This window comes from Frankia sp. CcWB2 (assembly GCF_977927585.1).
Map to the genome: position 1 here is coordinate 42050 of NZ_CDWRCM010000002.1, position 10179 is coordinate 52228.

Below are 10179 nucleotides of genomic sequence, written 5' to 3' on the forward strand. Positions count from 1 at the left end.
GGTACGCAGGACCCCGAAGCGGGACACCGCGATCCCGACCACGGTGCCGATGAGCACGGCGAGGGCGTATCCCTCCAGGGCCCGGACCAGGGTGCGGGCCAGAGCGTCCCAGAAGTGTCCGCTGCCCAGCTGGTCGACGAACTCGCCCAGCGCCTCGCCCGGCCCGGGCAGCACATAGCTGGGCTTCCAGCCGCTCCAGACGACGATCTGCCAGAACAGCAGGAACAGGAGCAGAGCGCCGAGCTTCGGCCAGGTGGCCGCCCAGGCGCGGGCCGCGAACGGCCGCCGTTGCGCGGTCGGGATGTCCAGCGCGTCGAGGCCGGCGAGGGCCACGTCGACGTCGAGGGGCTCGCCGGCCTCGCCGAGCCCGGCACTCTTACGGCTGGGGACGCTGACGTCAGTGGCCATGGCGGCCAACCTCCTCGCGTAGCCGCGCGGTCACCTCGGTGGCGAGCTCCGAGACGTGGGTGGAGTCGAGCCGGCGGGGGCGGTCGATATCGACGTCGAAGATCTCCACGACCCGGCCGGGCCGGGAGGACAGCAGCACGATGCGGTCACCGAGCCGGACCGCCTCGCGCACATCGTGGGTGACGAAGATGACGGTGACCCCCGTCTCCCGCCAGATCCGTTCGAGTTCGTCGTGGAGCAGATCGCGGGTCATCGCGTCGAGCGCACCGAACGGCTCGTCCATGCACAGGATGTCGGCCTCCTGCGCGAAGGCCCGGGCCAGGCTCACCCGCTGGCGCATGCCGCCGGACAGCTCATGGGGGCGCTTCGCGGACAGGCCGGCCAGCCGGACCATCGCGAGCAGGCTCTCGACCCGGTCCCGCCGCTCGGCCTTGCCGATCCCCCGCAGCCGCAGCGGCACCTCCACGTTGCCGCCCGCCGTCAGCCAGGGCAGCAACGCCGAATCCTGGAACATCATCCCGACCCGCCGGCCGGTGGTGTCAACGACGCCCACGGAGGGCTGGTCGAGACCGGCGATCAGGGCGAGCAGGGTCGATTTCCCACAGCCGGACGCACCGAGGAGACAGACGAACTCGCCCGCCCGGACATCCAGGGAGACGTTGTCGAGCGCCTTGACGCTGGCGGGCCCGGATCCGAAGACCCGGCTGACGCGGTGGATGCGCAGCGCGGTGTCGGTGAGTACAGCGGTCATGGTTCATTCCCCCGTCGCGGTGTATGCGGCCGGTGTGCATGGACGGACGGATGGACGGATGGACCAGGCCGGGGCATCGATGATCGACACCCCGGTCTGGTCGTCGCCCTGTGGTCTCGGACCGAGGTTCAGCCGGCCCGGCTACCGGGGGTGCCGCGGGTCAGGAGTCGGAGACCGTCGGTTTGCCCTGCTTGGCGAGGATCTCGTTGAGGACCGTCAGATCGAACAGACCGTCGAGCTTCGGGTTCTCGATGAGGCCGAGCTCCTCCTGGTGCTTCGCTGAGGTGAACAGGGACGCCGCGATCGGGTCCGGAGTGAAGGTCAGCCCCTTCCAGGCCGAGGTGAGGATCTTGTCGGGCAGCGGCTTGCCGCTCAGCTTGCCCAGTGCCGTGTTGGTGACCTTCGCGCCGGCGTCACGGTCGGCGTTGAGCGCGTTGATCGATTCCACGTTCGCCGTGATGAGCCGGCGGACGATCTCCGGGTTCTTCTTCAGGTAGTCCGTGCTCACCAGAAGCACCGTCGTGACGAACTGGCCCTTGGTCTCCGGCCACTCGTCGGCCTCGTTGACGAGCACCTTGCCCCCCGCGGCGACGAGCCGGGAGGCTATCGACTCGGGCACCCAGGCCCCGTCGATGGCCTTGTTGGCGAAGGCGTCCACCGTCACGGTGTTGTCCTGGGGCTTGATGGAGACATCACCCCCGCCCTGGGGGTCGGTCTTCAGCCCGTTCTCCTTGAGGAAGTACCGCAGCGCCACGTCCTGGGTGTTGCCCAGGCTCGGGGTGGCGAGCGTGGTGCCCTTGAGCTGCGCGACGGAGGTGATCTCAGGCTTGACCACCAGCAACGCACCACCCGAGGTGGCGCCGGAGACGATCCGCACCGCCTCCCCGTGCGACTTGATGAAGCTGTTGACCGCCGGGTTGGGACCGATATAGCCGGCATCGATGGCGCCGGACAGAATCGCCTCCGCCTCCTGCACGCCGGAGTTGAAGGTCGACGTCTTGAGCGTGACTCCAGAACCGAGGTCCTTGGCGAAGATCCCCTTCTCGACGCCGTAGAGAGCTGGCGCGTGGGTGAGGTTCGGAAAGTACCCGAGCCGCAGGGTGCCGGTGACCTGGCCGTCCGAGGCGACCGTCTGGGAGTCCCCGTCGTCACTCGAGCAGCCCACCACCGCCAGTACGAGCGCCCCCGCGGCGATGAGTGGCGTCGCTGCACGCCACAGTCTGCTCGGTCTCATAGATACCCCCTCACGCAGGCTGACGCCCGCGCCATGCATGTCGATCGAAGTCATCGGGATGGTAAGCATGCCAGATGGTGCCCATCCTGGCCATGTGACTTCATCGCGATGACATCGTTCTGCAATATCTTTGACCGGCCAGATGCACACAGCCGACAAAACGGACATTGCTGGGGATCAAAGAGGCCCCGGACACCATCGGAGCGGGTCCGGGATGGTCTCAGACCGGGATCGATCTCAGGACAAGATCAACATCAGAACAGGATCGACGCGAAGGTCCCGACCCGCTGGAAGCCCACCCGGTCGTAGACCCGGCGGGCGGCATGGTTGAAGTCGTTGACGTACAGGCTGACCAGTGGGGCGAAGGCGGACCGCGCCAGCGCGACCACACTCGCGGTTCCCGCGACGCCAAGGCCGCGCCCACGCAGCGCCGGGTCGACCCAGACGCCCTGGATCTGGCAGACGTCGCCCGCGACGGCGCCGATCTCGGCCTTGAACAGCACCCGGCCGTCGGCGATGTGGGCGAAGGAACGCCGCTGACCGACGAACTCGGCGACGCGGGCGCGGTAAAGGGCACCGCCGTCAGCGAGCACCGGGGACACCCCGATCTCCTCGGTGAACATGGCGATGCAGGCCGGCAGGATGACGTCCAGCTCGTCCGGGCGCACCGGGCGCACCGCCGGATCTGGGGCGACCCGCGGCGGGCGGTCGATCACGAGCAGGGGCTGGTCGGCCCGTACCTCCCGGGCCCGCCCCCAGGTCGGCTCCAGATGCTTCCACATCGCCGTCACCGAGGAGGAGACGCCGACGATGGACGAGCAGCGCCGTCCCTGCCGGCGAGCCCGCTCGGCGAACAGTCTCACCGAGGTGGGGCCTGCCGCCACGGGCCAGAGGTTGGCGCCGGAATAACACAGAGCGACCAGGCAGCCATCCACGGTGTGCCCCCACATCTCGGCGCCGAGACGCCACGGGTCGAGCCCCGCAGCCTCGACCCGAGATGCGACGAACACATCGGCGACCGGGTTGCGGGCCAAGAGCTCGCGGACGGCCGGAAGATCCCTGTCGTCAAGCAGACAGGGCGGCGCGGACCGCAGAGGTAGGCCCATCCGGTCGAACCGGTTAACCCACGGAAACCGAGGGTTCGCCGGACGGGGTGCCGTCCGCCGCCATCTCCTCGGCCAGCCGCATGGCTTCCTCAATGAGGGTTTCCACGATCTGTGCCTCCGGAACGGTCTTCACGACCTCACCTCGGACGAAGATCTGACCCTTGCCGTTCCCGGAGGCGACGCCGAGATCGGCCTCCCTGGCCTCGCCCGGCCCGTTCACGACGCAGCCCATGACGGCGACGCGCAACGGGACCTCCATGCCCTCGAGACCGGCGCTGACCTGATTGGCAAGGGTGTAGACGTCAACCTGAGCCCGACCGCAGGAGGGGCAGGATACGATCTCGAGTTTACGCTGCCGAAGTCCCAGGGACTCCAGGATCGCGGTGCCGACCTTCACCTCCTCGACCGGCGGTGCCGACAGCGACACTCTGATCGTGTCACCGATTCCCTCGGCGAGCAGGGCCCCGAAGGCGACCGCGGACTTGACCGTGCCCTGGAAGGACGGCCCGGCCTCGGTGACACCGAGGTGCAGCGGGTAGTCGCAGGCCTGGGCGAGCAGCCGGTACGCCTGGATCATGACGACCGGGTCGTGGTGCTTCACCGAGATCTTGATGTCGCGGAAGTCGTGCTCCTCGAACAGCGAGCATTCCCACAGGGCCGACTCCGTCAGCGCCTCCGGCGTGGCCTTGCCGTACTTCGCCAACAGCCGCTTGTCGAGCGAACCCGCGTTGACCCCGATCCGGATCGGAACGCCGGCGGCCTTCGCCGCGCGAGCAATCTCCCCGACCTTGTCGTCAAAAGCCTTGATGTTGCCGGGGTTGACCCGGACCGCGGCGCAGCCCGCGTCGATCGCGGCGAAGACGTACTTGGGCTGGAAGTGGATATCGGCAATCACCGGGATCGGGGATTTGCGGGCGATCGCGGCGAGGGCACCAGCGTCGTCTTGGCTTGGCACCGCGACCCGGACGATCTGGCATCCCGACGCTGTCAGCTGTGCGATCTGCTGCAGCGTGGCGTTGACGTCTGACGTCAACGTGGTGCACATCGACTGAACGGAGACCGGAGCGTCACCCCCGACCGGGACGTTGCCCACGTGGATCTGCCGGCTGTGCCGCCGCGTGCCGAGCGGACGGGCCGGAGCGGTTGGCATGCCCAGAGTTACGGTCACGTTGTCCTCACTGGCGAATCGGAGACGAAGATCGACGTGCGACTGACTCGGCCTGTCGGCTGCAGGAGGCAGGGCAGAATGGCACACCGTCGCGCATGTTCATACGGAATTACTGATTCAGGCGAATGGGATTGACAATGTCGGCGGACAGGACAAGCAGACTGAACCCGAGCAGTACGACGACCGTGGCGTACGTGGCTGGTAACAGTTTGGCGAAATCCACCTTCTGTACCGGACCGCGATAACCCCGGAGCCTGCGTAGGCCATGCCGGGCCTGCTCGAAGCCCAGCACGGCAATATGACCGCCGTCCAACGGGAGTAGGGGCAACAGGTTAAAAATTCCGACCGCGAGATTGATCGCGGCGACCAGAATGAGAAGATTCCGCACCCGGTCCACGGCCGAACTGCCCTCGGCCGAGACCACATCACCGCCGATACGCGCCGCTCCCACCACGCTGATGAAACCCTGGGGGTCGCGGTTGTCGCTGAAGATATTAGCGATATCACCGATCCGGCGGGTCAGCGTCTCATACATACCGGTGAACCCGGACCCGATGACATCGAAGGTGCGGGGCACGGCTTCGATCGGGTTGTAGTGCACTGTCTCGGTTCCCGGTCTGACGCCCAAGGCGCCGACCCGGTCGTCGCCCGCCTGCCCGGTCTCCCGATCGCGCCTGCCCTCCACCAGGTTCGGCGTGAGGGTGAGGGTGCGGCCGTCCCGTTCGACGACCATCACCGCAGGCCCCGCTCCGTGCGCACGCACCTGCCGGGTGAACTGCGCCCAAGTCGTGACCGGAACTCCGCCGAAGCTGACGATCCGGTCGCCCGGCCGCAGACCGGCCGCCGCGGCCGGCCCCGGTCCGGAACAGGTCGCGGTCGTGGCGACGCAGCTCGTCGCGCCGACCCTCGACTCGCTGATCGTGGTCGTGCCCAGGACAACAAGCACTCCGTAGACCAACACGATGGCGATGACGAAATGCACGAAAGAACCAGCCGACATGACCACGAGCCGGGCTCGCGCCCGCGCATTGTGGAAGGCGCGGGGTTCATCGGCCAGATCGATCTCCTCGAGCGAAGTCATCCCCTCGATCTTGACGAAACCGCCGGCCGGAATGGCCTTGATGCCGTACTCGGTCTCCCCCCGCCGCCAGGACCAGATAGTCGGCCCGAAACCGACGAAGAACTTGGAGGCCTTCATACCGTAGTGCCGGGCCGTCACGAAATGCCCGGCCTCGTGCGCGACGACCGACACCAGCAGGGCCAGTGCGAACGCCACAATGCCGAGAAGCTCCATCAGACCGCCCTCTCGGCGCCGGGGGGGCGACTCACACCATGTCCCGTTCGGTCTCGCGCCGGATCAGCCGCCCGGCCGCCGCCCGCGCGGCCCGTTCGGTGGCGAACACCTCCTCCACGCTGGGATGATCGATCACTTCGTGCTCGGCGATGACCTCGGCCACCAGGTCGACAATACGGATGAAGGGCAGCCGCCCGGCGAGGAAGGCGGCCACCGCCTCCTCGTTCGCGGCGTTGAAGACCGCGGGGGCGGTGCCGCCGCGCCGCCCGGCCATGCGGGCAAGCTCCACCGCCGGGAACGCCACCTCGTCCAGCGGTTCGAAGGTGAGCGCCTGCGCCCGCGACCAGTCCATCGGCGGCTGCGCCTGCGCCACCCGGTCCGGCCAGCCGAGCGCCAGCGCGATGGGCAGCCGCATGTCCGGCGGGGAGACCTGAGCGATCGTCGAGCCGTCGGTGAACTCGACCATCGAGTGCACCAACGACTGGGGGTGCACGACGACCTCGATGTCGTCGTAGGGAACCCCGAAGAACAGGTGCGCCTCGATCAGCTCGAGCCCCTTGTTCATCAGGGTCGCCGAGTTGATCGTCACCAGGGGTCCCATGTCCCAGGTGGGATGGGCCAACGCCTGCTCCGGGGTAACGGCGGCAAGCTCGTCGCGGCGGCGCCCGCGGAAGGGACCTCCGCTGGCGGTCAGCACCAGCTTGCGTACCTCGTCCCGTCGCCCGCCCCGCAGGCACTGCGCCAGTGCGGAGTGCTCGGAATCCACCGGCACCAGGCGGTCGGGGTCGCCACCGAGCGCGTCGAGCACCAACGGCCCCCCGGCGACCAGCGATTCCTTGTTCGCCAACGCCACCGTCCGGCCGGCGGCCAGCGCCGCGAGCGTCGGGGCCAACCCGACCGAGCCGGTGATGCCGTTGAGGACGATGTCGCACGGCCACGCCGCGATCTCGCTCGCGGCGTCGGGACCGGCGAGAATCTTTGGCACGGGGAACTCACCCCGACGGTAGCCCCGCCGCGGCGCCTCGGCGAAGAAGGCCAACTGGAGGTCCTGAGCGGCCGAGGCCGCCGCCACTCCCACGGCCTGGACGCCGAGGTCCAGTGCCTGAGCGGCGAGCAGGTCCACCCGGGACCCGCCGCCCATCAACGCCACCACCCGGAACCGCTGCGGGTTGCGGCGTACGACATCTATCGCCTGGGTTCCGATCGAACCGGTGGACCCGAGCAGGACAACCTCACGCAGGATCGAAGCCTCCACCACGTCACCCATTCTCTCAGGCCCACCGACCGCTCGGCACCGCCCTGTTCGGTTCATGACAGGTGCCACCCGAAGATGCGCAATGGGTCCGGTGACAACTACGTTTCGTCAGGTCTGGTGGGCAGGACTTTGCGGTCGCCGCCCACCCCGATCGGCCACCCCGATCCGGGTGACACGTCGGCCCGGTCGGTCACGTCGACGACGGCTCCGACGTCTGCTCATCCCCGGCCGGGCGAGGAAGAAGGTGTGGCGCCGGTTGCCGGCTGCCCGGACGGTTCGGCACCGGGGGTGGCATCCGGGGAGGCGGACGACGCCGACGTGGTGGCGGGTCCGGAGGATGCGGCGGGTCCAGAGGATCCAGCCGCCGGTGCCGCGGGAGTCGGACTGGTGGCGACGCCCGGGCTGGCGGGACCGGCGGAGACGGCAGGGCCGGGCAGGCCACTCGTCGCGGACGTAGGCGTGTAACCGAAATAGGTCAACGCCACGATGGTGGCACTCAGGCTGACGGAGGTCGGACCCAGCGCCGGACGTGCCTGCGCCCCCGGCCAGGTGTGCCCCGCGCCCTGCATGGCCAACAGCCCGACGTCATGGCCGGCTGGGCAGCCGCTCCACACGGTGCGCTGCCAGGCAGCCGTGTCCCGGGAGGTCTGGCGGGCTCCGCTGCAGCCCAGAGCGGAGGCGTACCGGGCGAGCCGGTCCTCCACGGGCTGAGCGACGACTCCGGTGAAGGGGGCCGGCCGCGAAGCGCCTCCGCCGGCATACGGCGCGATCTGGTCCGAGGTCCCATGGATCTCCAGGACGTTGGTGGCGGGCTTGGCGCAGGAGCCGGGCAGCACGCTCGACCCGACGGTCACCGCCGCCGCAAGACGGCCCGGCAGCGCGCAGGCCAGCGTGAGCACCATGTTCGCGCCGTCCGCGTAGCCCACGGCGAAGACGCGTCCCGCCTCCAGGCACATCTGACCGACGAGGTCGTTGAGCAGCGCGCCGACGAAGAGCACGTCGTCGGGTCCCACCGCCTTCGATCTGGTGAAGTTCCACCGCCCCTGCATCCCGATCGGGGCGGCGACCACGAAGCCCGCCTTCGTCCCCTGATCGGCGAGCCGCGTGTACGCTTCCAGATCTTCCGGCGCCTGGTTCAGATCATGGAAATTGAAGATCAGCGGTAGTGGCCTGACCCGAGGACCCGCGGTCGGTACGGCGAGGACGTAGCCGCGCTCGGTTCCTCCCACCCGCAGCGTGCGGGTACCGATCCCGGACGGCAGGGTCTTCCCGGTGACGCAGCCGCTCTCGGGGGGTGGTGGGACCGTGGGCAACGGTATGGCCGACGCCACGGCGGCACCGGCGGCACGGCCGCCGGACGCCCCGAGAGCGGCCTGGGTCGCCGAGGTCTTCGCCGGCCCCGGTTCCTGGGACATCGCGTACCACAGGAGCAGCAGCAACACCCCGGCAGCGGCCGTGATCGGCAGCCATACGGTGTTCGTCGCCCGGATATCCGGGCGGGAGGCCCCCCGGCGTCGGCTCGTCGGACTACCGAAGGACACGGTCACCGTCAGACGTCGCGCTCCCCGCGCCACCGAACTCGGCGGGACGGTCGGATCCGACCTGCTCCGGCTGGTCTGTCCGCTCCGGCTGGTCCGTCCGCTCCGGCTTCCCGGCCGGCTCGGCCGCAAGCTGTCCGCAGGCTGCCGCGATCTCCCGGCCCCGGGTGTCGCGCACCGTCGTCACGATGCCGCGGTCACGGAGCCGGCGGGCGAACGCGCGCTGGCCGGCCGGGACGCTGGCGCGCCATGAGGATCCACCGGTTGGATTCAACGGAATGAGGTTCACATGCGCGAGCCGGCCTACGAGCAGGTCCGCGAGGGCGTCGGCGCGTTCCACGTCATCGTTGACCCCATCGATCAGCGCGTACTCGACGCTTACCCGTCTGCCGGTCACCTCGGCGTACTCCCAGGCGGCCGCGAGCACCTCGGCCACCGGCCAACGGGTGTTGATGGGGACGAGTTCGTTCCGCAGAACGTCGTCCGGGGCGTGCAGGGACACCGCCAGAGTCACCGGCAGGCCCTCTCCGGCGAGGCGACGGATCGCCGGAACGAGGCCGACAGTGCTGACCGTCAGGCCGCGCGCCGACAGGCCCAGCCCGTCGGGGGGGTGAGCGGTGAGGCGGCGTAGCGCGACAATCACCGCGGCGTAGTTCGCCAGCGGCTCGCCCATCCCCATGAAGACCACGTTCGACAACCTGGTCGCGCCGCCCGCGAGCTCACGGCGCTGAAGAACCCGGGCGGCGTGCACGACCTGTTCGACGATCTCCGCGGTCGACAGGTTGCGGGTCAGCCCGCCCTGACCGGTGGCGCAGAACGGGCAGCCCATGCCGCAGCCCGCCTGGCTCGACACACAGACCGTCGCGCGATCCGGATATCTCATGATCACAGACTCGAGAGATGCGCCGTCCACGGTCCGCCACGCCGTCTTGCGGGTCAGACCGTCGTCGCAGCTCAGCGTCCGCACCGGGACGAGCAGCCTCGGCAGCAGGGCGTCGAGGAGCGGCTGGCGGTCCCGCTCCGGCAGGTCGGTCATCGCCTCGGGCTCATCGGCGGCGATCAACCGGGCATAATAGTGCCGGGCCACCTGATCGGCGCGGAAGGCCGGCTGCCCCAGCGACACCGCGACGTCACGTCGTTCCTGACGGGTCAGGTCGGCGAGGTGGCGCGGCACTCGGCCCGCTCGCCGGGTGAGCGTCAGCCGCACGGGCCAGCCCGCCTCGGCAGGTGAGGGCTGGTCCGGACGTCCGGATTCGGCGGTCGTGGCAGTCATCGCGGATCCAGTCTGCCAGGTGACCGCGACCGAGACGAATGCACGGATCTGTCCGAAGGGACCCACGAGAGGCGAGACCTGTCGGCTGAACCCGGTTCCGATCAGTTCAGGAAGGAAGTGATCAGAAGCCAGGCGACCGGGGCGGTGCACAA

Annotated in this window: 8 protein-coding genes and 1 pseudogene; all 9 read right to left on the bottom strand. The window is 69.2% G+C overall.

The features are described 5' to 3' along the window. Positions 1–408 (bottom strand): annotated as a pseudogene (locus tag ACY45C_RS00925) (ABC transporter permease); the annotation flags it as partial. After that, positions 398–1159 (bottom strand): ABC transporter ATP-binding protein, encoded by a 762-nt coding sequence (locus ACY45C_RS00930; protein ID WP_462185780.1) that lies wholly within the window; start codon positions 1157–1159, stop codon positions 398–400. The gene ACY45C_RS00930 and the pseudogene ACY45C_RS00925, both read right to left, overlap by 11 nt. A 160-nt stretch (positions 1160–1319) precedes the next feature. After that, on the bottom strand, positions 1320–2393 hold the full coding sequence (locus ACY45C_RS00935) for an ABC transporter substrate-binding protein (RefSeq protein ID WP_462185781.1): 1074 nt from the start codon (positions 2391–2393) through the stop codon (positions 1320–1322). A gap of 254 nt (positions 2394–2647) precedes the next feature. Continuing rightward, entirely contained in the window at positions 2648–3499 is an 852-nt protein-coding gene (locus tag ACY45C_RS00940; protein WP_462185782.1) for a GNAT family N-acetyltransferase, read from the bottom strand. Between the two features lie 13 nt (positions 3500–3512). Further along, on the bottom strand, positions 3513–4667 hold the full coding sequence (gene ispG, locus ACY45C_RS00945; RefSeq protein WP_462185783.1) for a flavodoxin-dependent (E)-4-hydroxy-3-methylbut-2-enyl-diphosphate synthase: 1155 nt from the start codon (positions 4665–4667) through the stop codon (positions 3513–3515). 109 nt (positions 4668–4776) lie between these two features. Then, positions 4777–5961, bottom strand: a complete 1185-nt coding sequence (locus ACY45C_RS00950) for a M50 family metallopeptidase (protein WP_462185784.1) — start codon at positions 5959–5961, stop codon at positions 4777–4779. A 31-nt stretch (positions 5962–5992) separates the two neighbouring features. Beyond that, positions 5993–7228: a 1-deoxy-D-xylulose-5-phosphate reductoisomerase gene (gene dxr / locus ACY45C_RS00955; RefSeq protein WP_462185785.1), complete on the bottom strand. Its 1236-nt coding sequence runs from the start codon at positions 7226–7228 to the stop codon at positions 5993–5995. A gap of 206 nt (positions 7229–7434) precedes the next feature. Further along, positions 7435–8757 carry a CE1 family esterase gene (locus ACY45C_RS00960; protein WP_462185786.1) on the bottom strand — a complete coding sequence of 441 codons (1323 nt, stop codon included), beginning with the start codon at positions 8755–8757 and terminating at the stop codon, positions 7435–7437. Continuing rightward, the gene (gene rlmN / locus ACY45C_RS00965; RefSeq protein ID WP_462185787.1) at positions 8744–10027 is read right to left on the bottom strand and encodes a dual-specificity RNA methyltransferase RlmN; all 1284 of its coding nucleotides are present in this window, start codon (positions 10025–10027) and stop codon (positions 8744–8746) included. The genes ACY45C_RS00960 and rlmN overlap by 14 nt, the downstream gene beginning before the upstream one ends. Positions 10028–10179: the final 152 nt, after the last annotated feature.

Excerpts from the sequence above, each read along its gene's own strand:
- rlmN (WP_462185787.1), bottom strand. The coding sequence starts at position 10,027 with ATGACTGCCACGACCGCCGAATCCGGACGTCCGGACCAGCCCTCACCT.
- ACY45C_RS00950 (WP_462185784.1), bottom strand. The coding sequence starts at position 5,961 with ATGGAGCTTCTCGGCATTGTGGCGTTCGCACTGGCCCTGCTGGTGTCG.
- ACY45C_RS00940 (WP_462185782.1), bottom strand. The coding sequence starts at position 3,499 with ATGGGCCTACCTCTGCGGTCCGCGCCGCCCTGTCTGCTTGACGACAGG.
- ACY45C_RS00930 (WP_462185780.1), bottom strand. The coding sequence starts at position 1,159 with ATGACCGCTGTACTCACCGACACCGCGCTGCGCATCCACCGCGTCAGC.
- ACY45C_RS00935 (WP_462185781.1), bottom strand. The coding sequence starts at position 2,393 with ATGAGACCGAGCAGACTGTGGCGTGCAGCGACGCCACTCATCGCCGCG.
- dxr (WP_462185785.1), bottom strand. The coding sequence starts at position 7,228 with ATGGGTGACGTGGTGGAGGCTTCGATCCTGCGTGAGGTTGTCCTGCTC.